Raw genomic sequence first — 23,719 nt, 5'->3', positions numbered from 1 at the left:
TCGCCGCGAGCGTGTCGGCGCCCAGGCCGGCACGTCAACCTCGGCCTGTTGATCGGCGGTATATGCGGTTGCCGTAACCGGGCCGCGATTTGGGCTACCCGCCGGAAACGCTCGCGGTGGCCGGCACCGGGCCGCGAGATCGGCGAACCCGGTGATCCTCGGCGCCGGTCACCGGCCCCGCGCCCCCGCATTCCGGAAAGCGGCGCAGAATGGCACAGTGGCTGAGTTGGCGTTGACCGTTCGTCTGAATCCTTCCGCCGCCGATGCCCGGCGCGGGGTGGTCCGGCTGCATCCCGAGGCGCTCACCGCCCTCGGGTTACGCGAATGGGACGGCGTCTCACTCATCGGCGCACGCCGTACCGCAGCTGTGGTGGGCCGGGCGCCGGCGGGAACTCCGGCCGGCACCGCGCTGCTCGACGACGTCACCCTGTCCAATGCCGGCCTCCGGGAGAACGCGGGCGTGGTGGTGTCACCGGCCGTGGTGTACGGCGCCCGACACATCACCGTGAGCGGGTCCCGGCAGGCCACGCAGTCGATTCCGGCGGCCACGCTGCGCCAGGCGCTGCTGGGCAAGGTGGTGACCGTGGGCGACACGGTGTCCCTGCTACCCCGGGAACTGGGACCGGATATCCCGTCGTCGGTGGCGAGCCAGGCGTTGTCGCGGGCGTTCGGGATCGCCTGGACCTCCGAACTGCTCACCGTGGTCACCACCGATCCGCCCGGCGCGCCGGTGAGTGTGCAGCCGAATACCGCGGTCGAGTGGACGGCAGGGGTCGCCACCGGTGAGCAGCCGGCTCCTGTCCGGGTGAACGAACATTTCGGTCCGGAACAGGCACTGGCGCCGAGCCACCTCGAGACGGTGAGGGGCTGCGAGCTACCCGGATCCGTTCCGGTCGCGACAGCGCCGCCTCCCGAGTTGCGGGTGGAGGATCTGGCCGGGGTGCAACAACAGGCGGCGAAGCTGGCCGAATGGCTGAGCCTGGCACTGGACGAACCCGAATTGCTGAAGGCGCTGGGCGCGACCCCGGGTCTGGGTGTGCTCATCACCGGCCCGGCCGGGGTCGGTAAGACCACGCTGGCCAGAGCGGTCGCGGCGCCGCGCCGGATCGTGGAACTGGACGGGCCGTCGGTGGGTGCGGCGGAGAGCGGGGCCCGGTTGCGCGCGGTCGCCGCCGCGGCCGCGGCCGTGGGGTCGGGCCGGGGCGGCATTCTGCTGATCACCGATATCGATGCGCTGCTTCCCGAGCCGGCCGATCCGGTCGCGACGCTGATCCTGGATCAGTTGCGGGCGGCGCTGGCCGAGCCGTGCGTGGCACTGCTGGCCACCACCGCCCGGCCGGCGGCGATCGACCGGCGATTGCGGGCCCCCGACCTGTGCGACCGGGAACTCGCGCTGACGCTGCCCACCGCCGGGTTACGCCGGGCACTACTCGAGCAGTTACTGCGCAAGGTACCCACCGGTGCGCTGCGGCTGGACGAGATCGCCTCGGCCGCCCCGGGTTTCGTGGTCGCCGATCTCGCCGCGCTGTGCCGGGAGGCGGCCCTGCGGGCGGCCGCGCGGGCGAGCCGCGACGGTACCGAACCACTGCTCGAACACGAGGACCTGCGCGGCGCCCTGGAGGTCATCCGGCCGCTGTCACGTTCGGGTACCGAGGAATTGGCGATCGGCGATCTCGGTCTCGACGATGTGGGCGATATGACCGAGACCAAACAGGCGCTGACCGAATCGGTTCTGTGGCCGCTGCGGCACCCCGATTCGTTCGCGCGCCTCGGTATCGAGCCGCCCCGCGGAGTGCTGCTGTACGGCCCGCCCGGTTGCGGCAAGACCTTCTTGGTGCGGGCGTTGGCGGGTACCGGCCAGCTGAGCGTTCACATGGTCAAGGGCGCGGAGCTGATGGACAAATGGGTGGGCTCCTCCGAACGTGCGGTGCGCGAGCTGTTCGGGCGGGCCCGGGACTCGGCGCCGTCGCTGATCTTCCTGGATGAGGTGGACGCGCTGGCGCCGCGCCGCGGCCAGAGCTCCGATTCCGGAGTCGCCGACCGGGTGGTGGCGGCGCTGCTCACCGAATTGGACGGAGTGGAACCGCTGCGCGATGTAGTGGTGGTGGGCGCCACCAACCGGCCCGAACTGATCGATCCGGCCCTGCTGCGTCCCGGCCGGCTCGAACGGCTGGTGTTCGTGCCTCCACCGGACGCCGAAGCCCGGGCGGCCATCCTGCGCACGACCGGCCGCGCGGTCCCATTGACGGAGTCGGTGGACCTGGACCGGCTCGCGGCCGAGCTGGACGGTTTCTCCGCCGCGGACTGCGCGGCGCTGCTGCGCGAGGCGGCACTGGCGGCCATGCGCCGCGATGTGGATGCCGCGGATGTGACGGCCGCGGATATCGACGCCGCCCGCCGGGCGGTGCGCCCCTCGCTGGACGCCGATCAGGTGGAGTCGCTGCGCCGGTACGCGGAATCCCGTCGCTGATTCGTTCCCGTTCTGTCCGATATGCCTGACCTGGTGAAATGGTTGCCCGAGGGTAGCCGGATACGGGCGCGGATCTCTTAATCTGTACGATTGTCCCAGTTCGTGCTCGCATATGATGAGCGCGCAATACCCCGCCGCCCCTATCTCGACGGAGGTAACGCTTGCTCGCCATCCTGCTCGCACATGCCCTGGCCGCGTTGATCGCGCCCTACGCCGTGCGAGTACTCGGCCGCAACGCGTTCTATCCGCTGGCGCTGGTACCGCTCGGCTGCCTCGGTTGGGTGATCGCCCACTGGAACGACGAGATACGGGTTCGGATGCAGTGGGCTCCCACCATCGATCTCGGCATGGACCTGCGCTTCGACTCCCTGGCCACCGTGATGAGCGCGCTCGTCCTGGGGATCGGCGCCCTGGTCCTGGCCTACTGCGCCCGTTATTTCACCGACGAGGAGCCGAAGCTCGGATCCTTCGCCGCCTGGCTGGTCGCCTTCTCCGGCGCCATGTTCGGCCTGGTGACCAGCGACAACATGCTGTTGCTGTTCACCTTCTGGGAAGTGACCACCGTCCTGTCGTTCCTGCTGGTGGGCCACAACTCCGACAGCGTGCCGGGCCGCCGGGCCGCCCTGCAGGCCCTGCTGGTCACCGGCGCGGGCGGGCTGGCCATGCTCGCCGGCATCATCATCCTCGGCGAGGCCTACGACAGCTACCTGCTGTCGGATCTGCTGGCCGCCACCGACCCTCCCGGCGGCATCGCGATACAGGTCGCCGTGGTGCTCGTCCTGGTCGGCGCACTGAGCAAATCCGCCATTGTGCCCCTGCACTTCTGGTTGCCGGGCGCCATGGCCGCGCCGACCCCGGTCAGCGCCTACCTGCACGCCGCCGCCATGGTGAAAGCCGGTGTCTACCTCATCGCGCGCCTGGCGCCCGCCTTCGCCGATGTCCCGGTCTGGCGGCCGCTCGTCCTCACCCTCGGTCTGGCGTCCATGCTGCTCGCGGGTCTGCGCGCGATGCAGGTCACCGACCTGAAACTGGTGCTGGCCTTCGGCACGGTGAGTCAGCTGGGCTTCCTGGTGACGATGGTGGGTCTGGGTACCCCGGATGCGGCGCTCGCCGGTATCGGCCTGGTCGTGGCGCACGCGCTGTTCAAGGCCGCGCTCTTCCTGGTGGTCGGCATAATCGATCACGGGGCCGGTACCCGTGACCTGCGCGAACTATCCGGGTTGGGCCGCCGCTCACCGGTGCTCTTCGGCGCCGCGGCGCTGGCCGCGCTGAGTATGGCGGGGATCCCGCCGCTCTGGGGATTCGTGGCCAAGGAATCGGCACTGGCCGCCGAACTCGACGCCGCCCCGCTCTCGCCCACCGTGCGGCTGCTGCTGGCCGCCGGATTGGTACTGGGGTCCATGCTCACCGTCGCCTACAGCGCGCGCTTCATCTGGGGCGCCTTCGCCGACAAGCCCGGGGTCCCGGTCCCCCGGTGGCACGCGCCGGGCATCGGATTGAGCGCCGCGCCGGTGCTGCTGGCCGTGGGCTCGCTGGGCGCCGGGCTCGCCGCCCCCTGGATGGACGGTCTCCTGGCGCCCTACGCCGAAACGCTATCCGGCGAACTGACCGGTCACCTACAGCTCTGGCACGGCCTGACCTTGCCGTTGCTGCTCACCGTGGTGATCATCGCGGGTGGTCTCGCCCTGTTCTCGGCACAGGACCGGTTCGGTGAATCGGCGACGCTGCTGGGCAACGCCGACCGCGGCTACGACGCCGCGCTGCGCGCGGCGGACCGGCTCTCCCTGCGGATGACCGGTGCCGTCCAGCGCGGTTCGCTGCCGCTCACCCAGGCGGTCATCCTCGGCACCCTGGTGATCGTGCCCGCGGTGGTGCTGGCGGTCGGCACCCGGGCCGGGGTCGAACTACGCCTGTGGGACTCCCCGCTGCAAATGGTGATCGGCGCCATCATGATCGCCATGGCGCTGGGCGCTACCGTCCTGCGCAACCGTCTGGCCAGCGTGCTCGTAGTCGGGCTCACCGGCTACGGATGCGGTGTCGTCTTCGCCCTGCACGGCGCGCCCGATCTGGCCTTGACGCAATTCCTGGTGGAAACGCTGACGCTGGTGGTGTTCGTCCTGGTGCTACGGGCCTTCCCGGCCGAGATCGGACCGGAACAGCAGGCCGGTTTCCAGGTCGGCCGGGCGTCGATCGCCATCGCTGCCGGTATCGCGGTTCCGGTGCTGGCGGCGTTCGCCGCGGCGGCGCGCAATGCCCGGCCCATCTGGGAGCACATTCCGGATGCGGCCTACGAATTCGGCGGCGGCAAGAACGCGGTCAATGTGCTGCTGGTCGATATCCGTGCCTGGGATACGCTCGGCGAGATATCGGTGCTGGTCGTGGCCGCCACAGGGGTTGCCTCGCTGGTGTTTCGCAGCCGACGGTTCGGTCTGCCGCCGCGTGCCGCCGACGCGCCCAACTATCTGCCCGGGAAAGTGGGCTGGCTGCCCGCGGGCCGGCTGGTCGACCGCCGCGAGCGCTCGATGGTCCTGCAGATCACGACCCGCCTGGTGTTCCCCACCATCATGGTGCTGTCGGTCTACTTCTTCTTCTCCGGCCACAATGCGCCCGGCGGCGGTTTCGCCGGCGGTCTCATCGCGGGGCTGGCCCTGGTACTGCGTTATCTCGCGGGCGGCCAGTACGAACTCGGTGAAGCACTACCGGTGGAGGCCGGCCATCTACTCGGCGCCGGATTGATCCTCGCCGCCGGTACCGCCGGCGCCTCGCTGCTGCTGGGAGCGCCGCCGCTGAGCTCGGCCATCGTGGAGGCGACGGTTCCGCTGCTCGGCCACGTGAAACTGGTGACCTCGCTGTTCTTCGACCTCGGTGTCTACCTGATCGTGGTCGGTCTCGTACTGGACGTATTGCGTAGCCTCGGCGCGCGCCTCGACGACGAGCTGGTGCAGTCATGAGCGCGAATCTGACCCTGCTGATCGTCGTCGGCGTACTGGTGGCCTGCGGTGTGTACCTGCTGCTCGAGCGCACCGTCACGAAGATGCTGCTCGGCATCCTGCTGTTCAGCAATGCGGTCAACCTGCTCATTCTCACCATGGGCGGACCCGACGGGGCGGCACCGATCCGGGGCACGGACGATCTCGAACACAGCACCATGGCCGACCCGCTGGCCCAGGCGCTGGTACTGACCGCCATCGTCATCACCATGGGGGTTTCGGCGTTCGTGCTGGCGCTGGCCTATCGCTCCTACATCCTGACCACGAGCGAAAAAGTCGAGAACGACCCGGAGGATGTCGGGATCGCCGCGCGCCGGCCGGAGGAGCCCGAAGAATGAGCTTGTCGCCCGATCTGGTCCCCGCCTTCGCCCCGCTGCCGGTGCTCATCCCGCTGCTGGCCGCCGCCGCGACGCTGGTGGCCGGGCGCCGCGCCCGGGTCCAGCGGATCCTGGCCACGGTCGCGCTGAGCGCCGCGGTGGCCGTCTGCGCGGTACTGCTGTATCTGGCCGACCGCGACGGTACGGTGGCCGTCCAGGTCGGCGGCTGGGAGACACCCATCGGTATCACCATCGTGGTGGACCGCCTCTCCGCGGCCATGCTGCTGGTCTCGGCGATCGTGCTGCTCGCGGTCGCCCTCTACGGCGCCGGCCAGAACATCAGCGACGCCCAGGTCCGCCAGCCGACCTCCATCTTCTGGCCGACCTACCTGGTTCTCAGCGCGGGTGTGGCGATGGCGTTCCTGGCCGGAGACCTCTTCAACCTGTTCGTCGGGTTCGAGATCCTGCTGGTCGCCTCATTCGTCCTGCTCACCCTGGGAGCGACAGCGGAACGTATTCGTGCCGGGGTGTCGTATGTGATGGTCTCCATGGTGTCGTCGCTGATCTTCCTGATCGGCACCGCCGTCACCTACGGCGCCACCGGCACCCTCAACTTCGCGCAACTGGCCCAGCGAATGGATGCCATCCCGGACGGCATCCGCCAAGCGGTGTACGCCGTCCTGCTGGTCGCCTTCGGTATCAAGGCCGCGGTGTTCCCCCTGTCGAACTGGCTGCCCGACTCCTACCCCACCGCACCGGCGCCGGTCACCGCGGTGTTCGCCGGTCTGCTCACCAAGGTCGGCGTGTACGCGATCGTGCGCACCCAGACCCTGCTCTTCCCGGACGGCGGATTCGACAACCTGCTGATGATCAGCGGCCTGCTCACCATGCTGATCGGCATATTCGGTGCCATCGCGCAGAGCGATATCCGGCGACTGCTCTCGTTCACGCTGGTCAGCCATATCGGCTACATGATGTTCGGGGTGGGTATCGCCAGCTCGATCGGGCTGGCGGGCACGGTGTACTACATCGCGCACCACATTCTGGTGCAGACGGCGCTGTTCCTGGTGGCCGGACTGATCGAACGCCAGGCGGGCTCCACCTCGCTGCGGCGGGTGGGCGGGCTGGCCGCGGCCAGCCCATTGCTGGCGGGACTGTTCCTCATCCCGGCGCTGAACCTCGGCGGGATCCCGCCCTTCTCCGGTTTCATCGGCAAGGTGGCCCTGCTCCAGGCCGGCGCGCAGGACGGCAGCGTGCTCGCGTGGGTGCTGGTCGCCGGGTCGGTGGTGACCAGTCTGCTGACCCTGTACGTCATGGCGCGGACCTGGAGCAAGGCGTTCTGGCGTCCCCGGGAACAGGCCCCCGAGGGCCATCTGGTTTCCGCCACCCTGCCGTCGCTGGTGGAGGACAACACCGACATGCTCTACGACGAACGCACCGACCCGGGCCGGTTACCGGTCATGATGGTGCTACCGACCGCGGCACTGGTCGCGGTCGGATTGGCGCTGACGGTGTGGGCGGGCCCGGTCCTTGGGATCGCCGACCGTGCCGCGGCGGAACTGCAGGACCGCAGCGTCTATATCAGCGCGGTCCTGGGCGGGGGACCTCGATGAGCAGACTGGTGAACCGCGACAATGTGCTGCGCGTCGGCGTCCTGGTCTGGTTGACCGCGGTATGGGTGGCGCTCTGGGGGCAGGTCAGCGTCGCCAATGTGCTGGCGGGTGCCGGCGTCGGGGCGGTCATCATGGTGGCCCTCCCGCTGCCCTGGATACCGACGCGCGGACGGTTACGGCCGGTACCGTTGGTGAAACTGGTCGCGATCAGTGTCTACTACGCGCTGGAATCCAGTCTGCAACTCGCCTGGTTCGCGTTGCGGCCCGGGCCACCGCCACATTCCGGCGTGCTCAAGGTGCAGTTCGCGTTCCGGTCGGATCTGGTCATGGTGTTGTGCACCAACCTGATCAATCTGATCCCGGGCACCATGGTGCTCGAGATCGATCGCGAACACTGCGCGGCCTACGTGCACGTCATCGATGTGAGCAGTACGGAGTCGGTGGCGAAGTTCTACCGCACCATCCGGGTGCTGGAGCGGTTGCTGATCGAGGGATTGGAACGTCGTGCCACCCCGCTCCCGCCGCCGACCGGTCAGGAGGTGACCAGATGATCGTCGTGGCCGTGGTGGCCGCGGTCCTGCTCGGTGCGGCCGCGTTGATCACCGCTTACCGCATACTCGCAGGACCCGACACCCTCGACCGGGTGGTAGGGATCGACTCGATCATCGCGATGGCGATCTGCGGCCTCGCGGTGTGGGCGGCCTACAGCCGCGACACCAGCGTGGTGCCCGCCATCGTCGCGCTGTCGCTGGTGGGTTTCCTCGGCTCGGCCGCCGTCACCCGCTTCCGGGTCCGGGACGATCGATGAACACCGTATTCGACTGGATCTCCGGCATCCTGATCATTTTCGGCGCGGTCCTGTCGCTGACCGCGGCTGTCGGCATCGTCCGGTTCCCCGACACGCTGCTACGGATGCACTCCGCGACGAAACCGCAGGTCATCGGTCTCATTTCGGTGCTGGCCGGCACCTGTATCCGGGTCTACGACGACCCCAATGTCTGGATGCTGGTACTGGTCGGCCTGTTCACGCTGCTCACCGCGCCGGTGATCGCCCACCTGATCGGGCGCACCGCCTACCGGGAGCAGCTACACCGCAAGGATCTACTGGTGGTCAACGAACTCGAGGACGAACTGGATCAACAGCCGTGAGCCCGCCGGCCGCCACTGCCGCCGAATCCGGTGCCGCCGCCGTATCGAGTGGATCGGACGTGGCGACCACCGCGTCCGCGGCCCGCTCCGGCAGTCTCGCCATCTCGGCCGGAATCGGTCGCGCGGGTCGGCGCCGGGCGAACCACGTCGCGTGGAAACCCGCCGCCATCGCCGCGAGCAGGGCCGAGACCACCGATCCCGCGACCACCGGATAGTCGGCCATCTGGACCGCGAGATACCGGTAGCCGACCAGCAGCGTCACCAGGATCACCGCGCCACCGGCGACCAGCCGGACCCGGAACCACCCCCAGCCCCGTTCCGGTTCACGCAGCGCCGACTCCACGGTGAGGCACAGCACCGCCCCGGCGACCAGGTCCACGCCGTAGTGGTAACCGAAACCGAGGGTCGCGGCCAATGTGCACAGCAGCCAGAACATTCCGCCCCAGCGCAACCAGGTCGGCGCGAGCGAACCATCGGGGTGACGGCGGGTGTGCAGGAAAAGCGCCAGCGCCCAGGCGGTGTGCATCGAGGGCATACAGTTGCGCGGCGAGAACGAGTCGAAGTCCATCGCAACCGGCGCGCGGTCGAGCGGCGGCAGCACATCGGGCCAGAAATTGCCCAGTTGGAAGCCGTTCCCGTCGATCCCGTAGGCGAACATCGGGCCGACCACGGGAAACAGTATGTACACCAGCGGCCCCACGAGACCCAGCACCAAGAAGGTGCGCACCAGATAGTGATTCGGCCACCGGCCGCCCGCCGCCACCGACCGCAACTGCCATACCGCCACCACGATGGCCGCCGCCGGCAGCTCGATGTACACCCAGTGCAGCACCGCATCGGGTATCGGCCCCAGTGTTTCCAGTACCCGGCCCATCACCCACGCCGGATCACCGAGCGCGTGATCGGCCAGCATCACGTACTGATCCAGTACCTGTGGTCGCAGATCCACGGTGATGTGCAGCCAGACATCGCCGACCTTGGTCGCGAGGATCAGCAGCGCGCCCAGCGCGGCGGCGTGCAGCGCGTTACGCCGTTCGACGCCCGTCCAGCGCATCCAGGCCACCAGCGCCAACGCGGTGAGCACGAGGACCGGCCCGTTGCCGACGGTGAACGGCTCTCCCAGCAGCAGCCGGACCCCCGCGTACGCCAGATCGATCAGCACGGCCGCCCCCGCGGCGATCCACCGGCGCCGGGCCGCGATACCGACCAACGCGAGAACCAGGCCCGCCCAGGGCACGGTCATGGACTTGGGGGTACCGATGTAGTCGCGGGCCAGGCTCGTCAGCGGCCCCTCGAAATCCCGCCACATCGCCACGCCCTGCAACACCAGCAGCAGTACCGGCACCGCGGCGACGGCGGCGACCCGAACCCCCCGGCGCGGCACAGAACTGTGCGCCGCTGCTCCAGCTCCCATATTCGGGTTTTCGACTAGCACCCGACCATCGTAAACGGCACATGAACGGCAGGTCACCGGGCTGCGGAACAGCAGCGTACCGGCCGGGATCAGCTATCGAGTTCGCGGACCAGCGCGTCCACCACCGCGATCAGATCCCCCTGCGCGGCCGCCGCCACCTGCCGCTGCCGCTGATAGTTGGCGCCGCGCCGTGGAATATCTGCCACCGCGGCGAGTTCGGCCGCGCAATCCAGACGCCGCGCGGTCGGCTCCAGCCGGGTCAGCAGATCGTCGAGATCCTCGGTGACCAGGCGTTCACGGTTGTCGTCACCCACGATCACGATGGCGTCCAGTCCGTAACGCGCGGCCCGCCATTTGTTTTCCTGCACATGCCACGGCGGCAGGGTGGGCAGCGACTCCCCGCGTTCCACCCGCTCGTCCAGATCCACGATCAGACAGTGGATGAACGCCGCCAGCGCGGCCAGCTCCGCCCGGTTGGAGATCCCATCGCAGATACGTACCTCGATGGTCCCCCATTTGGGGGCGGGCCGGATATCCCAGTGCATACCGCCGAGCTGCTCGAACACACCGGTTTCCATCTGATCGTGCACATAGTGTTCGAACTCGTCCCAGTTCTCGAACTGGAACGGCAGTCCCGCCGTGGGCAACTGCTGGAACATCAGCGCGCGATTGCTCGCGTAGCCGGTATCCGAACCCGACCACATCGGCGAGGAGGCCGATAGCGCCAGCAGATGCGGATAGGACAGCAGCAGGGAGTTCAGGATGGGAAAAACCTTGTCGCGGTGCGAAACACCGACGTGCACGTGCACGCCCCAGATCAGCATTTGCCGACCCCACCACTGCGTACGCTCGATCAGTTCGTCGTAGTGCTCGGACCGGGTGAGCTGTTGGGTGGACCACTGCGCGAACGGATGCGTACCCGCGCAGAACAGGTCCACCCCGAGGGCGTCGGCGGCCCGGCGCACCGTGTCCATGGTGCCGGACAGATCCGCCACGGCGGCCCCGACGGTTTCGTGCACTCCGGTGACCAGTTCCACGGTGTTGCGGAGCAGTTCCTTGGTCACCTGCGGAGTGCCGTCGTGTGCCCGCAGCTCACCTACCGCGTCGAAAACGGCTGCCGCCGTATTGGACAGATCGCGGCTCGTCTTGTCGACGAGCGCGATCTCCCATTCGATTCCCACGGTCGGCCGAGGCGAGCCACGGAACGGCACCGGCTCGATCCGCGCCCCACCCATATCGGCCCCTCCGTCGTGCGTCTAGCCGATGACGCCGCAGGCGACCCGGCCGCCCGCGTCACCGGTGCTCATCGTCTGCTGATCCGGGCCGGCGCCACCTTCGCGGCTGTAACGGTCCGGGATATTGGCGAAGTTGTCCGAATTGGCGTGCACGATGATCGCCTTACCCCGGATATCACTCAGGCTGACGGTATCGGTGGTGGTCACCAGGTAGCCGTGGCCGTCCTTGCGGACCTGCAGCGAGGTCAGGTCACCGCTGGCGGGATGCCCGGTGGCACCGCCGACCTGCAGATGTCCACCCGCGGACAGGAAGTCACCGGGCGCACCACCGGCCGGCGGGGCCGAATTCGCCTCGCATTTGCCTTCCTGGTGGATATGCAGGCCGTGGAAGCCGGGGGTCAAACCGGTTGTGTCGACGGTGATCCGCAGATGGTTGCCCTCGTCGGCGATATTCGCCGTCCCGATCTTCGCGCCGCTCGGCGACTTCAGTTCGACCTCGGTCCCCGATCCGGCCGGGGAACCCGGCTGTTCCCCGTGCTCGCCCGAGCCACCGGCCGGGGCCGGGGACGAGGTCCACACCGGCGGAGTCGTCCCCGTCACGTCACTGGATTCCTGACTGTTCGTGCAGGCAACGAGGCCGAAAGCCGCGACAGCCAGCACCGGGGTCACGCTCCGCCAAGACCGGCGACGAGAAGTGGACTGTGCCATCAGGGAACTCCTTTACGAGTACCGAGTTTAAGGGTAGAGCGTTTCGACAACGATCTTTCGACGCACAAGATGATGCCACGCCGCCCCGGCTCGGCCGGGACGCCCCCGACCCCCGGAGACGCGTGTCACCGCCCGGTCACCACCACGACGACTCCCGAACCGTCGCCCAGCCCCGGGATCATCGGCGCGGTGGTGGCCCCGATATCCGCGGCTACCGCGGCGGCGGTGGCCTCGTCGGCCGGCGCCGGACCGTAGTACACGGTGGTGTTCTCGAGCGTGGTGGCGGCATAGTTGCCGGTGGAGGTGTTGGTCCAGCCACGCGCGGTGAGTTCGTTCGCGGTCGTGGACGCCAGACCCGCGACCATGCTGTTGTTGAGCACCCGGACCGGGGCCGATCGATCGACCCCGCCGGCCGCCGCGGTGGTGGTCGGTGCGGCGGCGGTGGTGGTGGTGCCGGTTTCGGCGGCCGCGGTGGTGGTCGGCGCGGCGGCGGTGGTGGTGCCCGCGCGCGGCGCGGCCAGCGCGGTCGTCGACGAGGCCGCCGTGCTCTCGGCGTTGTCCGAACTTTCCGAGTCCGCACTCGACAGCGACATCGCGCCCAGACCGGCGAAAACGATCGACAGGGCGATCAGAACCATTGCCGTCGCACGCAGCGGCGGTCCACCGGAGCCAGGGTTCGAATTGCTCACCCGTCCGAGCCTAGCGCCTGCTGTGTTCATTTGCCCCGCCTCCGGCGGGGCGGGTCGGGGCTGTGTATATCGGCGCGCGGGTCGGGGCCCTGTGTCCCCGATTCTTCCCTCCTCCGCTCAGTCGCTGGGGCGGGCGCCGACCAGGGAGGTCGACCATCCAGAGCAGACACACGGTGCATGCTGTCGTGCGCCTCGACCAACCCGGGGAGGCTCACAACACTGTCAGTGCTCAATGGTCACCGGTCTCTGGACGGTCGACTGCACACGCTCGGTCGCTGCGCTCCTTCGCTCCGTCGGGCCGGCATCGGGCGGGCCCTGACCCCGGATGTCGTCCGTCCGAGGAGCCGTAAAGACGCGAACGGGAGCGATGCGGAGCCGGCTCCACCGCGGCAACCGCCGGGAGCTCGGCGTCAGACCTGGAAGCCGAGCTTTCGCGCCGCCCGCGACTTCTGCCGGCTGGCGCGTAGCCTGCGCAGGCGCTTCACCAGCATCGGGTCGGCGGCGAGGGCTTCGGGCCGGTCGATGAGGGTGTTGAGCACCTGGTAGTAACGGGTCGGCGACAGTGCGAACAGTTCGCGGATCGCCTCTTCTTTGGCGCCCGCGTACTTCCACCACTGTCGCTCGAAGGCCAGGATCTCGTGTTCGCGGCGACTCAGGCCGCTCTCGGGATCATGGGCCCCTTCGGGATTCGTATTCGCTGTGCTGGCCGGAGGACCGCCCTGGATTGCGGAAAGATCCCGCGCTGCTGCGCCGTCCATCTTGCTCCTCGCCGAGTTACCACCGGACGCGATCGCCGTATCAGGGCACGATCGTGTCACCGTGTTACTGCCTCGAGATATTGAACCACGCCGTCCGGGCGAGCGCTGCCGTCGACGTCCGGCGTGTCCGGTACGGGAGTACCACATACTGCGTGAGAACCCGTTCCACCTGCCCGGAACCGGCAACGGCGACCACGCAGAGCAGGCCCTTTTCGTCGGCGGCCGCCGCCCCCAATAAGCTCTTGTCATGTCAATCCTGCCCATCGTGATCGTCGGCGACCCCGTGCTACACGGTCCCACCGCGCCGGTGACCGAATCGCCGGCGGAACTGGCCGGGCTGATCACGGATATGTACGAGACCCTGGACGCCGCCAACGGTGTCGGCCTGGCCGCCAACCAGGTCGGAGTATCCAAGCGCCTCTTCGTCTACGACTGCCCGGATCGGGCCGAGGACGGTACCGTTGCACGACGCCGGGGAGCCGTGATCAACCCCGTCCTGGAAACCTCGGCGATCCCGGAGACCATGCCCGATCCCGACGACGACGAAGAGGGCTGTCTGTCGGTACCCGGCGAGCAGTACCCCACCGGCCGGGCCGATTGGGCCAGGGTCACCGGAACCGATGAGCACGGCGAACCCGTCATCGTCGAAGGCACCGGTTTCTTCGCCCGCATGCTGCAGCACGAGGTCGGTCATCTCGACGGCCACCTCTATATCGATGTCCTGGTCGGACGCCACGCGCGTGCGGCGAAGAAGGCGGTCAAACGCAACGGCTGGGGCGTCCCCGGCCGCACCTGGCTACCCGGCAGCGACCCGGACCCCTTCGGACATGACGACTGACCCACACGAACCCGACGGCGACATCCCGATCTCGCAGATCCCGCTCGGCGAGCGGGTCGTGGTGCGATACCGGCTCCCCGAGGGGAGCAGCCCGCCGCTCACCGATGTGATCGGTGAGGTGGTGGAGACGAATCCGCTGACCGTCCTGGCGGCCGACGGCCATCCGGTGCTGATCCCGGCGGCCAGCGTGGTGGCATTGAAATCGCTGGCTCCCCGGCCGATTCGCACCTCGGAGATCCGCGCACTGGAAACCGCCGCGGCGTTCGGCTGGCCCGGCACGGAATCGGCCTGGATCGACGGCTGGTTGCTGCGTGCCGGACACGGTTACACCCGGCGCGCCAATTCCGCGGTGCCCATAGGTGATTCCAACGGGCCGGCCCGGATCACGCCGGACACCCTGCACCGCATCGGCGCCTGGTACGCCGCACAGGGTCTGCCGCTGCAACTGGCGCTTCCGGACCGGCTGGCCACCGTGCCGCCGGGCTGGAACAGCTGGGGCGAAACCCATGTCCTGGGCATCGACCTGGAGAATTTCGTCCTCCCACAGGGCCCGTCCATGGTGCGTATCGCGCCCGAACCCGATATCGCGTGGCTGGAGATCCACCGCTACCGCGGTGACGAACCGAGCGGCCATTCCGCCACGGTCCCGCTGCCCGAAGTACTCTCCGCCGTGCACGACGGGCAGCTGGGTTTCGCCTCGCTGGGCCTGCCCAATCCCATCGCCATCGCCCGCGGCGCGCTCACGACCGCCTCCGACGGCCGCCGCTGGGTCGGCCTGACCTGTGTGGCGGTGGTGGCCGCCCATCGACGGCACGGCCTGGCCGCACTCGTCTGCGGCGAACTGCTGCGCTGGGGTCGCGATCGTGGCGCGACACACGCCTACGTACAGGTCGAGGCCGGTAATGTGGACGCCCTGGAGCTGTTCGGCGAACTCGGGTTCGTCGATCACCACAGCTACCGCTACGCCGTCCCCGGCAGTTCGGGTCCAGTCGGACAGTAACGCCCCGGACTGCGATCCACCCGTCTCGCGAAAAGGTAATTGTGTTGCGCCTGGCCACCTGGAATGTCAATTCGATCCGTTCCCGGCAGGACCGGGTGCTGGCCTGGCTGGATCGCCAGGACATCGACGTGCTGGCGATCCAGGAGACCAAATGCCGGGACGACCAGTTCCCTTTCGAGCGTTTCGCCGAGGCCGGCTACGAGGTCGCGCATGTGGGGCTGAACCAGTGGAACGGGGTGGCGATCGCGTCGCGGGTGGGGCTCGACGATGTGGAGATCGGGTTCGCAGGCCAGCCCGGATTCGATCGCGACGCCGCCGATACGCTCATCCCCTCACCGACCGTAGAGGCGCGGGCTCTGGGCGCCACCTGCGACGGAGTCCGGGTGTGGAGTCTGTACGTACCCAATGGGCGCGCACTGGCCGATCCGCACTACGAGTACAAACTGGCCTGGCTGGCCGCGCTCCGCGACAACGCCGCCCGCTGGCTGGCCGCCGACCCGCAGGCGAAGACGGCCCTGGTCGGGGACTGGAATATCGCCCCCACCGACGACGATGTGTGGTCGCCGGAGCTGTTCGCCGGAAGAACCCATGTCTCCCAGCCGGAACGGGATGCGTTCACCGCGATCACCGATACCGGTTTCACCGATGTGATGCGACCCTTCGCTCCCGGCCCCGGCGTGTACACCTACTGGGACTACACCCAGCTGCGGTTCCCGCGTAAGGAAGGGATGCGAATCGATTTCGTGCTCGCCTCACCGGCCCTGGCCGCGACGGTGGCCGACGCCGGGGTGGACCGGGAGGAACGCAAGGGCAAGGGCGCCAGCGATCACGCTCCGGTGATCGCCGAATTCACCCTCTGACGCCGCTACAGCCAGTCCGCGAGCGGATCGGTGGCGAGGAAGACACCGAGCGGCTCGGGGATTTCGATATCGGTGCCGAACGGCACGGTCACCTTGGTGCTGTAGCGCCCGTCCTCGGGCTCGCTGTACACACTCACCTCCGCGGCGCCGCGGTCGATCAGGAAGTAGAGCGGGATACCCGTGGCCGCGTACAGGAACGGCTTGTCGAGCCGATCCCGCAGTTCGGTGTGCTGGGCCCGGGAACTGATCTCGATGGTCATGAACACCGGCTGCGGATCCGACCATTCACCTTCACCGGCGAAGGCCGAGGCGGGCGCGAGGATGGCGTCGGGTCGCACACGACTGCCGCCGGTGCGCCCGGCCCGCAGGCCGCGATCGGCGAAAAGCCACAGTTCGGACCGGCGCGGCACCAGGAACCGCGCCAGCCACTGCACGATCCGGGTGTGGTTGGTATCCGGCCGGGCCTTCGCGGCCAGCAGGCCGTTCAGATATTCGAGCCGCAGCCCTTCGGAAATCCGCTGAGCCGCCGCGTCGAGTTCCTCGAACTCGTCCACGGTCATCAGCGATCCATGCGAGAGGGTCACGGATAGACCCTATCTCTCGGTCGGCGGATGCGGCCCGAGGCGGGTATGGTCGGCGGCGGAAAATTTCAGATGCCAACGGGGGCTCGCACCAGCGGGCTGAGAGGACGGCTAGCTCCACGGAGCGCTCAGGGCCGTCGACCGTATGAACCTGACCGGGTAATGCCGGCGTAGGGAGAAAATATGACGACCACACCTGTCGATTCTGTGACCACCGGTCCGATCGAGGGCAGCGTCAAGCACTATCAGGAGATCGACGGTCTGCGTATTCCGGTACGCCGGATCGAGCTGACCAACGGCGACCATTTCGACGTCTACGACACATCCGGCCCGTACACCGACGACACCGCGACCATCGACCTCGAGGCGGGCCTGCCCGCGCTCCGCGGCGAGTGGGACAAGCCGGATGTGCCCGGCCCGCGCACCCAGCTCGCCTGGGCCCGGGCCGGGATCGTGACCCCGGAGATGCGCTTCGTCGCCGCGCGGGAGGGCGTGCCGGCGGAGCTGGTGCGCGCGGAGGTCGCCGCCGGTCGCGCGGTGATTCCGGCCAACCACCGGCATCCGGAACTGGAGCCGACCGTTATCGGCAAGAAATTCCTGGTGAAGATCAATGCCAATATCGGCAATTCGGCCGTCTCCTCCTCGATCGCCGAAGAGGTCGAGAAGATGGTGTGGGCCACCCGCTGGGGCGCGGACACCATCATGGATCTGTCCACCGGCAAGAACATTCACGAGACGCGCGAGTGGATCCTGCGCAACTCTCCGGTCCCGGTGGGCACGGTGCCGATCTACCAGGCATTGGAGAAATGCAACGGTGACCCGACCGCGCTCACCTGGGATATCTACCGCGATACCGTGATCGAGCAGTGCGAGCAGGGCGTCGACTATATGACGGTGCACGCCGGTGTACTGCTGCGCTATGTGCCGCTGACCGCGAAACGGGTCACCGGGATCGTCTCGCGGGGCGGTTCGATCATGGCGGCGTGGTGCCTGGCCCACCACCGGGAGTCGTTCCTGTACACCCATTTCGAGGAGTTGTGCGAGATTCTGGCGCGCTACGACGTCACCTTCTCGCTCGGCGACGGTCTGCGGCCCGGTTCGATCGCCGATGCGAACGACGAGGCGCAATTCGCCGAACTCCGCACGCTGGGCGAGCTCACCAAGATCGCCAAATCACACGGCGTACAGGTGATGATCGAAGGTCCCGGGCATGTGCCCATGCACAAGATCGTGGAGAACGTGCGCCTGGAGGAGGAGCTGTGCGAGGAGGCTCCCTTCTACACCCTCGGCCCACTGGCCACCGATATCGCGCCCGCCTACGACCACATCACCTCGGCCATCGGCGCGGCGATCATCGCGCAGGCCGGGACCGCGATGCTGTGCTACGTCACCCCGAAGGAACATCTCGGCCTGCCCGATCGCGACGATGTGAAAACCGGGGTCATCACGTACAAGATCGCCGCACACGCCGCCGACCTGGCCAAGGGCCATCCGCACGCCCAGCGCCGCGACGACGAGTTGTCCAAGGCCCGGTTCGAATTCCGCTGGCGCGACCAGTTCGCGTTGTCGTTGGACCCCGATACCGCGCGCGAATACCACGACGAGACGATGCCCGCGGAGCCGGCGAAAACGGCACATTTCTGTTCGATGTGCGGTCCGAAGTTCTGCTCCATGCGCATTTCCGCGGATGTCCGCGCATACGCGGAGCGGCACAATCTGACAGATGCCGATGCCATCGAGGCGGGCATGGCCGAGAAGTCGGCCGAGTTCACCGAGGCGGGGAAAAAGGTTTATCTGCCGGTGGTGTCCTGACGGACCGGGCGGCCCGCCGAGGAGTGGGCCGCCCGCGCCCGGAAGAGAGTCCATCACCCGATGATGTTGCCTACTGCCGGTAACCAGGTCGGTCCTTCGCTTTCGCAACCGGCCTCTTCGCCGCACGGTTCGGCTGCCGCCCGGAACGGAACTCCGATAGCGGAACCGGAGCCCGCCGGCCGTGGCACCTTTGCGTCGAAGCCTCCTTCGTCTTCTCAGTTGGAGATCCCGGGCGCACGGTGCACATAGGTGCGGTCGGTGATCTGGTCGAGCAGGAACTCCGCGATATCGGCGCGGGAGATCTTCAGACTCAGCCCGGTCTCGTCCACACCGAAACCCCGCCGGTAGGCCCCGGTGCGGGGGCCGTCGGTGAAGGCGCTGGGCCGCACGATGGTCCACTCCAGATCACTGGCCCGGACATAGGACTCCTGCTGCTGGTGGTCGGCGTAGGCCGGGCGCAGCAGCAGACCGAACATGACGTACTTCCAGACGAAGTTCAGATTGGCGCGGCTGTCACCGGCGCCCAGCGTGGACTGGCAGATCAACCGTTTCACACCGGTGCGGTTCATTGCCTCGATGATCGTGCGGGTGCCCTCCGCCCGTACCACGCCCTTGCGCCCGTTGCCCAGTGCCACCAGTACGGCGTCCTGGCCGTAGACGACGCGCTCGACCGCCCCCGGGTCGAGCACATCACCTTCCACGATGTGCAGGTGTTCGTGGGTGCGGGCGATCCGGCCGGCGTCGCGGGTCAGCGCGGTGACCTCGTATCCGCGCGCCAGCGCCTGCTCGACGATGTGCTGTCCGACGGTGCCGGTCGCTCCGAAAACCGCGATTCGCATGATTGCTCCTGACTCGAAATCCGTTGCCTTGTGGCTGAATCCAGTACAGCAAGCGAATGCGAGACGAACCATGGCTCGTACGCTCGTCTGCATAAGCGAGCGTCTACGGCTATTGGCTGTGGCTCAGCCGGTTCGGAACAGCCGGGCCGTCGCTTCGTCGGCGGGGTAGAAGGCTTCGATATGGAGTTCGTCGATGGTGACGTCGGTGGCCGAGAGGGCCGAGGCGGTGATGCTGAAGAAGGAGAGCTCCGCCTCCCCCACCCGCAACTGCAACGGCACCACCACATCGGTGCGCGCCCGGGCGCCACCGTCGTGGCACGGATAGGCGGATACCTCGTCGAGCAGCGCTTTCAGCCGGCCGTCGCCGGTGGCTTCCAACCGGCCGCGCACCTGGCCGAGCAGATGGTTGCGCCACTGTCCGAGGTTGCGGATCCGGGGCGCCAGGCCGCCGGGGTGCAGTGAGATACGGATGGCATTGACCGGCGGTTCCAGCAGTTCGGGGGCACAACCGTCGAGCAGCGCGTCGGTGGCGGTATTGCGGTCGACCACATCCCAGCACCGGTCCAGTACCAGAGCCGGATGCGGAAGGTGCGCGTCGAGCAGGATCCGGAAGGCGTCCATCACCGACCGCAGTTCCGGTGCGTCCACCTCGCGCTGGCCGTAGCTCGGCGCGTAACCGGCCGCGAGCAGCAGTTCGTTGCGTTCGCGCAGTGGGACGTCCAGGTGCCCGGCCAGGCGTTCGACCATCTCCCGAGTGGGCCGGGAACGGCCGGTCTCGACGAAACTGAGATGGCGGGTGGACACCTCGGCCTGTGACGCGAGCTGCAACTGACTCAGCCGGCGCCGCTCCCGCCAGGACCGCAGCAGGCCGCCGACCGAGGGTTCGGTATCCGTGATCACCACATCCGAAATCGTAGCCGCCGCAGTAACCGATCCCATTACCTCCGAGGTAATCGTCGGGGCCGCCGATCCCGGTGATGCTTATGGCACCTGGTTCACACAACCCCGGAAGGAACTTTGATGAAAGACACCGTCACCGCCTACCTGCAGACCTGGAACACCACCGACGCGGCCGCCCGGAAAGAACTGCTGAATACGCACTGGGCCCCGGAAGCGTCCTATATCGATCCGCTGGCCGAGGCGGCCGGTCTCGACGCGATCGGCGCGACCATCGGCGCGGTGCACGAGCAGTTCCCCGGATTCGTGTTCACCCCGGTCGGAGAACCGGATGCCCACCACCGCCAGGTCCGGTTCCAGTGGGGCCTGGGGCCCGCGGGTGCCGAGCCGGTGATCATCGGTTTCGACGTTCTGGTCACCGACGAGCAGGGCCGCATCGAAACGGTGCTGGGCTTCCTGGACAAGGTGCCGGGCTGATCCCGGACGGTCGGTCCGGCGCCGGTTGCGGCCGGGAGCCTACTCGGCTACACCTGTGCCGACCCGGCCTTCCGCGGTGACGGGTCCGGGGCCGGACGCGACGAAATGCGTCCGCCCCCGGATGCCGAGGGGCTCGGGAATCGGTCATCGCAGCCCGGTCGTGCTTGCGCCGGTCGCCGCGTCAGGCGCGGCCCAGCGCCAGCGTCACATTGTGACCGCCGAACCCGAACGAATTCGTCAGCGCGTACTCGATCCGCTGCGGCCGGGCGCGGCCGTGCACGATATCCAGGTCCGCATCGGGATTCTCGAGGTTGAGGGTGGGCGGTACGACCTGCTCCCGGAGGGTGAGCGCGGTGAGGACGGTTTCCAGGGCGCCGACCGCGCCGATGGAATGTCCGAGCGCGGATTTGGGCGCGTAGACCGAGGCGTCGGGTGTGACCGCCTCGATCGCGGCCGCCTCCGAGGCGTCACCGATGGAGGTCGAAGTGGCGTGTGCGTTGACATGCCCGATATCGGCGGGCGCCAGTCCCGCGACGGCGATCGCCTTGCGCATGGCGCGCGCCGCGCCCTCGCCCGCCGGATCCGAAGCGACGATGTGATAGGCGTCGGAGGTTATTCCGGCGCCGAGCACCCGGGCGTGGATGCGGGCACCGCGGGCGCGGGCGTGCCGCTCCGATTCCAGGACCAGCAGCGCACCCGCTTCACCGAAGACGAAACCGTCCCGGTCCCGGTCGAACGGCCGCGAGGCAGCGGCGGGATCGTCGTTGCGGGTGCTCATCGCCCGCATCATGGCGAAACCGGCGATCGGCACGGCGTGGATATGACCTTCGACGCCACCGGCCACCACTACATCCGCCTCGCCGGTGGCGATCAGCCGCCAGGCCTGCGCGACGGCCTCGGTACCGGACGAGCACGCCGAGACCGGCGCGAAAACTCCTGCCTTCGCGCCGATTTCCAGGCCGACTGCCGCCGCCGGGCCGTTGGGCATGACCATGGGCACCGACATGGGCGAAACCTTGCGGTAGCCACCGGCGCGCATCGCGTCGACCGCGTCGATGAGCGCGTCGCCGCCGCCCAGCCCGGTGCCGATACTCACCGCGAGCCGTTCACCCTCCACCTCCGGCCGGCCCGCCGCGCACCAGACCTGCCGTCCGAGCACCAGGGCGAGCTGTTCGACGTAGGAGTGCCTGCGTTGTTCGACCCGGGTGAGCTGCGCACCCGGATGCGCGGCGAGCTTGCCTCCGATACGTACGGGCAGGTCGTATTCGGCGACGAAATCGTCGTCGAGGGTGGTGATACCGGTCCGGCCGTCCAGCAGCCCCGACCAGGTCTCGTCCATATCCCCGGCGATCGAGGTGGCGCCCGCGTACCCGGTGACGACCACCTGCGCCGCCGCCGGAGTTTCTGAAGCGATCGGTACAGTCACGGGGTCAATGAATACCTGTAGCGTTCGCTACAGTCAACCCATGGCCCGCCCACTCGACCACGCCAAACGCGCCGAGATCCTCGATGCCGTGGTGCGCTATATCGCCGAACGCGGCCTCGCGGACCTCTCGCTGCGCCCCTTGGCCGCCGCCCTGGGCACCAGTTCCCGGATGCTGATCTACTACTTCGGCACCAAAGAAGAACTGCTGGTCCAGGCCCTGGCGACCCATCGCCCGGATCTCACGGCCGTGTTCGCCGAAGTACACGACGCCGCCGCGCTGCGGGAACGGCTGTGGGATTTCTGGCGTTCGAACACCACCGGCTCGGGATCGGTCAGTGTGCGGGTGATGCTCCAGGTCCTCGGCGCGGCCTGCGCACCCCACGGCCCCTACGCGGGCTACGCCGACAAGGCCACGGCGGCATTCGTCACCGCCCTCACCGCGGGCCTGCGCGCACTGAACCCGGACGACGAACCCGAAGTGGTGGCGACGGTGCTGGTTTCCGGGTTGCGCGGCATCCTGCAGGACCGGCTCATCACCGGCGATATCGAACGCACCGACCGGGCGGCCCGCCGGCTCATCGACCACACCATCCGCTGACCCGCCGGAAACCTGGGTCCTACGCCTGCCGACTCGAGACACCCACCCGGGCGCGAACCCCGCCCACGTAGGGTGACCGCGTGAGATTGTTGCCGTTGACACCCCCGGGACAGACGCCGGTCCGGGTGCTCACCATCGCCGGGACCGATTCGGGAGGCGGGGCCGGAATCCAGGCCGATACCCGGACCATGGCCCTGTGCGGAGTGCACGCACTGGTGGCGGTGGCCGCGGTGACCGTGCAGAACACGGTGGGCGTGAGCGGGTTCCACGAGATTCCCCCGCAGGTGGTCGCGGACCAGGTGCGCTCGGTGGTCGGCGATATCGGTATCGGCGCCGCGAAGACGGGCATGCTCGCCTCCGGTGACATCATCGAGGCCGTGGCGGGGGTCTGCCGGGAGGTCGGCATCGGGCACGACGCCGGGGTGCCGCTGGTGGTCGACCCTGTCGCGGCCTCCATGCATGGCGATCCGCTGCTGCACACCGAAGCGCTCGACGCCGTGCGATACACGCTGTTCCCCCTGGCCACCATCGTCACTCCGAATCTGGACGAGGTCCGGTTGCTGACCGGGGTGGAGGTCACCGACGCGGGGTCCGCGCGCCGCGCGGCCGAGGCGCTGCACGGGCTCGGACCGCGCTGGGTGGTGGTGAAGGGCGGCCATCTGCGCACCTCGGCGCAGAGCACCGATCTGCTGTTCGACGGCAACCAGTTCTTGGAGTTCTCCGCCCCGCGTATCGAGACCGGCAATGATCACGGCGGCGGCGACACCCTCGCCGCGGCACTGGCCTGCGCGCTGGCCCACGGCTATTCGGTCCCCGACGCCTTCGAATTCGCCAAGGAATGGACCCGGCGCAGCCTGGAAGCCGCCTATGACCTGGGTAAAGGCCACGGTCCGGTCTCCCCGCTGTGGCGGCTGAGCTGACGTCGGCCGAGTCGGCGAACCTGTCGGTGGGCGGGTCCATACTCGAGGTGTCACGAACATCCCCACAACGGAGTGGAGACCGGAACAACGACGTTCGCTCAGTGACACCGGACGGGTCGGCCCCGGCG

At 68.4% G+C, this 23,719-nt stretch carries 23 protein-coding genes; 14 read left to right on the top strand and 9 right to left on the bottom strand.

All coding sequences use genetic code 11. The annotated features are described in order from the left end of the window. The first annotated feature begins 217 nt into the window (after positions 1 to 217). The 7 genes from NS4_RS15435 to mnhG all read left to right on the top strand — a co-directional run bounded on the left by NS4_RS15435 (position 218) and on the right by mnhG (position 8,539). Positions 218 to 2,470 (top strand): AAA family ATPase, encoded by a 2,253-nt coding sequence (locus NS4_RS15435; protein WP_063060280.1) that lies wholly within the window; start codon positions 218 to 220, stop codon positions 2,468 to 2,470. Between the two features lie 161 nt (positions 2,471 to 2,631). Then, positions 2,632 to 5,421 carry a Na+/H+ antiporter subunit A gene (locus tag NS4_RS15430; RefSeq protein WP_063060218.1) on the top strand — a complete coding sequence of 930 codons (2,790 nt, stop codon included), beginning with the start codon at positions 2,632 to 2,634 and terminating at the stop codon, positions 5,419 to 5,421. Then, positions 5,418 to 5,798, top strand: coding sequence for a Na(+)/H(+) antiporter subunit C (locus NS4_RS15425; RefSeq protein WP_063060217.1), 381 nt, complete (start codon positions 5,418 to 5,420; stop codon positions 5,796 to 5,798). The genes NS4_RS15430 and NS4_RS15425 overlap by 4 nt, the downstream gene beginning before the upstream one ends. Further along, positions 5,795 to 7,390, top strand: a complete 1,596-nt coding sequence (locus NS4_RS15420) for a Na+/H+ antiporter subunit D (RefSeq protein ID WP_063060216.1) — start codon at positions 5,795 to 5,797, stop codon at positions 7,388 to 7,390. The genes NS4_RS15425 and NS4_RS15420 overlap by 4 nt, the downstream gene beginning before the upstream one ends. Positions 7,391 to 7,398: 8 nt before the next feature. Continuing rightward, positions 7,399 to 7,941, top strand: coding sequence for a Na+/H+ antiporter subunit E (locus NS4_RS15415; protein WP_063060215.1), 543 nt, complete (start codon positions 7,399 to 7,401; stop codon positions 7,939 to 7,941). Then, positions 7,938 to 8,198, top strand: coding sequence for a monovalent cation/H+ antiporter complex subunit F (locus tag NS4_RS15410; protein ID WP_063060214.1), 261 nt, complete (start codon positions 7,938 to 7,940; stop codon positions 8,196 to 8,198). The genes NS4_RS15415 and NS4_RS15410 overlap by 4 nt, the downstream gene beginning before the upstream one ends. Then, positions 8,195 to 8,539, top strand: a complete 345-nt coding sequence (mnhG, locus tag NS4_RS15405) for a monovalent cation/H(+) antiporter subunit G (RefSeq protein ID WP_063060213.1) — start codon at positions 8,195 to 8,197, stop codon at positions 8,537 to 8,539. Before NS4_RS15410 ends, mnhG begins: the two co-directional genes overlap by 4 nt. Here the strand turns inward: mnhG and NS4_RS15400 are convergent. From NS4_RS15400 to napA, 5 genes are all read right to left on the bottom strand, one after another. Further along, complete coding sequence (locus tag NS4_RS15400) at positions 8,502 to 9,953, bottom strand: phosphatase PAP2 family protein (RefSeq protein WP_063060212.1); 1,452 nt, start codon at positions 9,951 to 9,953, stop codon at positions 8,502 to 8,504. The two genes, mnhG and NS4_RS15400, sit on opposite strands and share 38 nt — an antisense overlap. An 89-nt stretch (positions 9,954 to 10,042) precedes the next feature. Continuing rightward, positions 10,043 to 11,188 (bottom strand): glutamate--cysteine ligase, encoded by a 1,146-nt coding sequence (locus tag NS4_RS15395; protein ID WP_063060211.1) that lies wholly within the window; start codon positions 11,186 to 11,188, stop codon positions 10,043 to 10,045. 21 nt (positions 11,189 to 11,209) lie between these two features. Next, positions 11,210 to 11,896, bottom strand: coding sequence for a superoxide dismutase[Cu-Zn] (sodC, locus tag NS4_RS15390; RefSeq protein ID WP_063060210.1), 687 nt, complete (start codon positions 11,894 to 11,896; stop codon positions 11,210 to 11,212). Between the two features lie 125 nt (positions 11,897 to 12,021). Further along, on the bottom strand, positions 12,022 to 12,585 hold the full coding sequence (locus NS4_RS15385; protein ID WP_063060209.1) for a LytR C-terminal domain-containing protein: 564 nt from the start codon (positions 12,583 to 12,585) through the stop codon (positions 12,022 to 12,024). 410 nt (positions 12,586 to 12,995) lie between these two features. Next, the gene (napA, locus tag NS4_RS15380) at positions 12,996 to 13,343 is read right to left on the bottom strand and encodes a nucleoid-associated protein NapA (protein ID WP_063060208.1); all 348 of its coding nucleotides are present in this window, start codon (positions 13,341 to 13,343) and stop codon (positions 12,996 to 12,998) included. 247 nt (positions 13,344 to 13,590) lie between these two features. On the opposite strand from napA, the gene NS4_RS15375 reads away from it, so the two are divergent. The 3 genes from NS4_RS15375 to NS4_RS15365 are packed head-to-tail and all read left to right on the top strand — an operon-like array spanning position 13,591 to position 16,041. After that, complete coding sequence (locus NS4_RS15375) at positions 13,591 to 14,181, top strand: peptide deformylase (RefSeq protein WP_063060207.1); 591 nt, start codon at positions 13,591 to 13,593, stop codon at positions 14,179 to 14,181. Beyond that, complete coding sequence (locus NS4_RS15370; protein ID WP_063060206.1) at positions 14,171 to 15,181, top strand: N-acetylglutamate synthase, CG3035 family; 1,011 nt, start codon at positions 14,171 to 14,173, stop codon at positions 15,179 to 15,181. The genes NS4_RS15375 and NS4_RS15370 overlap by 11 nt, the downstream gene beginning before the upstream one ends. 44 nt (positions 15,182 to 15,225) lie before the next feature. After that, positions 15,226 to 16,041 (top strand): exodeoxyribonuclease III, encoded by an 816-nt coding sequence (locus NS4_RS15365; protein ID WP_063060279.1) that lies wholly within the window; start codon positions 15,226 to 15,228, stop codon positions 16,039 to 16,041. 5 nt (positions 16,042 to 16,046) lie between these two features. Here the strand turns inward: NS4_RS15365 and NS4_RS15360 are convergent, their stop codons facing one another. Then, complete coding sequence (locus NS4_RS15360; protein WP_232330679.1) at positions 16,047 to 16,625, bottom strand: Uma2 family endonuclease; 579 nt, start codon at positions 16,623 to 16,625, stop codon at positions 16,047 to 16,049. Between the two features lie 180 nt (positions 16,626 to 16,805). Here NS4_RS15360 and thiC point away from each other — a divergent pair, with 180 nt between their 5' ends. Further along, positions 16,806 to 18,434 carry a phosphomethylpyrimidine synthase ThiC gene (thiC, locus tag NS4_RS15355; RefSeq protein ID WP_063060278.1) on the top strand — a complete coding sequence of 543 codons (1,629 nt, stop codon included), beginning with the start codon at positions 16,806 to 16,808 and terminating at the stop codon, positions 18,432 to 18,434. Between the two features lie 215 nt (positions 18,435 to 18,649). Here the strand turns inward: thiC and NS4_RS15350 are convergent, their stop codons facing one another. Together NS4_RS15350 and NS4_RS15345 are read right to left on the bottom strand one after the other, a co-directional pair. Then, positions 18,650 to 19,273: an NAD(P)-dependent oxidoreductase gene (locus NS4_RS15350; protein WP_063060204.1), complete on the bottom strand. Its 624-nt coding sequence runs from the start codon at positions 19,271 to 19,273 to the stop codon at positions 18,650 to 18,652. Between the two features lie 123 nt (positions 19,274 to 19,396). Continuing rightward, on the bottom strand, positions 19,397 to 20,176 hold the full coding sequence (locus NS4_RS15345; protein WP_245665422.1) for a helix-turn-helix domain-containing protein: 780 nt from the start codon (positions 20,174 to 20,176) through the stop codon (positions 19,397 to 19,399). A 117-nt stretch (positions 20,177 to 20,293) separates the two neighbouring features. Between NS4_RS15345 and NS4_RS15340 the strand changes: the two genes are divergently transcribed. Continuing rightward, positions 20,294 to 20,647 carry a nuclear transport factor 2 family protein gene (locus NS4_RS15340; RefSeq protein WP_063060203.1) on the top strand — a complete coding sequence of 118 codons (354 nt, stop codon included), beginning with the start codon at positions 20,294 to 20,296 and terminating at the stop codon, positions 20,645 to 20,647. A gap of 181 nt (positions 20,648 to 20,828) precedes the next feature. Here the strand turns inward: NS4_RS15340 and NS4_RS15335 are convergent, their stop codons facing one another. After that, complete coding sequence (locus NS4_RS15335; RefSeq protein WP_084487300.1) at positions 20,829 to 22,073, bottom strand: KasA/KasB family beta-ketoacyl-ACP synthase; 1,245 nt, start codon at positions 22,071 to 22,073, stop codon at positions 20,829 to 20,831. A gap of 40 nt (positions 22,074 to 22,113) precedes the next feature. Here NS4_RS15335 and NS4_RS15330 point away from each other — a divergent pair, with 40 nt between their 5' ends. Together NS4_RS15330 and thiD are read left to right on the top strand one after the other, a co-directional pair. Beyond that, positions 22,114 to 22,671, top strand: a complete 558-nt coding sequence (locus NS4_RS15330) for a TetR/AcrR family transcriptional regulator (protein WP_063060202.1) — start codon at positions 22,114 to 22,116, stop codon at positions 22,669 to 22,671. Between the two features lie 80 nt (positions 22,672 to 22,751). After that, positions 22,752 to 23,591: a bifunctional hydroxymethylpyrimidine kinase/phosphomethylpyrimidine kinase gene (thiD, locus tag NS4_RS15325; protein WP_063060201.1), complete on the top strand. Its 840-nt coding sequence runs from the start codon at positions 22,752 to 22,754 to the stop codon at positions 23,589 to 23,591. Positions 23,592 to 23,719: the final 128 nt, after the last annotated feature.

This window comes from Nocardia sienata NBRC 100364 (genome assembly GCF_001613205.1).
GTDB lineage: Bacteria > Actinomycetota > Actinomycetes > Mycobacteriales > Mycobacteriaceae > Nocardia > Nocardia sienata.
This window is presented reverse-complemented; position numbering and strand designations above follow the sequence as displayed.

Bases quoted from the DNA above. Each gene is read 5' to 3' on its own strand.
- NS4_RS15330 (WP_063060202.1), top strand. From the start codon at position 22,114: ATGGCCCGCCCACTCGACCACGCCAAACGCGCCGAGATCCTCGATGCC.
- NS4_RS15375 (WP_063060207.1), top strand. From the start codon at position 13,591: ATGTCAATCCTGCCCATCGTGATCGTCGGCGACCCCGTGCTACACGGT.
- NS4_RS15395 (WP_063060211.1), bottom strand. From the start codon at position 11,188: ATGGGTGGGGCGCGGATCGAGCCGGTGCCGTTCCGTGGCTCGCCTCGG.
- mnhG (WP_063060213.1), top strand. From the start codon at position 8,195: ATGAACACCGTATTCGACTGGATCTCCGGCATCCTGATCATTTTCGGC.
- NS4_RS15340 (WP_063060203.1), top strand. From the start codon at position 20,294: ATGAAAGACACCGTCACCGCCTACCTGCAGACCTGGAACACCACCGAC.
- napA (WP_063060208.1), bottom strand. From the start codon at position 13,343: ATGGACGGCGCAGCAGCGCGGGATCTTTCCGCAATCCAGGGCGGTCCT.
- NS4_RS15420 (WP_063060216.1), top strand. From the start codon at position 5,795: ATGAGCTTGTCGCCCGATCTGGTCCCCGCCTTCGCCCCGCTGCCGGTG.
- NS4_RS15425 (WP_063060217.1), top strand. From the start codon at position 5,418: ATGAGCGCGAATCTGACCCTGCTGATCGTCGTCGGCGTACTGGTGGCC.
- NS4_RS15410 (WP_063060214.1), top strand. From the start codon at position 7,938: ATGATCGTCGTGGCCGTGGTGGCCGCGGTCCTGCTCGGTGCGGCCGCG.
- NS4_RS15370 (WP_063060206.1), top strand. From the start codon at position 14,171: ATGACGACTGACCCACACGAACCCGACGGCGACATCCCGATCTCGCAG.
- NS4_RS15350 (WP_063060204.1), bottom strand. From the start codon at position 19,273: ATGCGAATCGCGGTTTTCGGAGCGACCGGCACCGTCGGACAGCACATC.
- sodC (WP_063060210.1), bottom strand. From the start codon at position 11,896: ATGGCACAGTCCACTTCTCGTCGCCGGTCTTGGCGGAGCGTGACCCCG.
- thiC (WP_063060278.1), top strand. From the start codon at position 16,806: ATGACGACCACACCTGTCGATTCTGTGACCACCGGTCCGATCGAGGGC.
- NS4_RS15400 (WP_063060212.1), bottom strand. From the start codon at position 9,953: ATGGGAGCTGGAGCAGCGGCGCACAGTTCTGTGCCGCGCCGGGGGGTT.